The sequence below is a fragment of the Pseudomonas abyssi genome (assembly GCF_002307495.1).
GTDB classification, from domain to species: domain Bacteria; phylum Pseudomonadota; class Gammaproteobacteria; order Pseudomonadales; family Pseudomonadaceae; genus Halopseudomonas; species Halopseudomonas abyssi.
The window spans coordinates 1-411 of the sequence record NZ_NTMR01000050.1 but is presented as its reverse complement, the minus strand read 5'-3'; the positions used below and the strand labels follow the sequence as shown (position 1 = coordinate 411).

The window sequence follows — 411 nt, the reverse complement described above, 5'->3', positions numbered from 1 at the left end:
GCCAGCCTCACTTTCATCGCTTTGATGACCGGGTTGTAGGTCATCGCCGACAGCGCTGGCATGTATAGCGCTGCGCGCAATCGGCCTGACCCGGTGCGCGAGATGGTCGACTTGCCTCGGTATATCCCAGATTCCTGCAAACGCGGATTCAGACCACAGAACGCTGCCAGCTGCCTTGCGCTGTCGAATCGCAGAGGGCTGCCCAGCTCCGCCAGCAGTGTGGCGGCAGTGCCATCACTGACACCATCAATGGTCTTCATTAGCCGCTTTTGCTCTCGCAGGTCCGGGTCGTTGTCTATGTGGTCATTGATGGCCGTGCTGATCAAGGCGACTTGACCCTCCAGGTGCTTCAAGTGAATGCGGATAGAGGCTTGAGCGGATTCAGCGCTGACGTCCAGACGGTTGCGCTCC

General features: G+C 59.1%; 1 protein-coding gene. It reads right to left on the bottom strand.

Annotated features, from left to right (window positions below; all coding sequences use genetic code 11):
* Positions 1 to 411, bottom strand: a 411-nt coding sequence (locus CNQ84_RS20050; RefSeq protein WP_133065934.1) for a transposase, incomplete at both ends; no start/stop codon positions are given.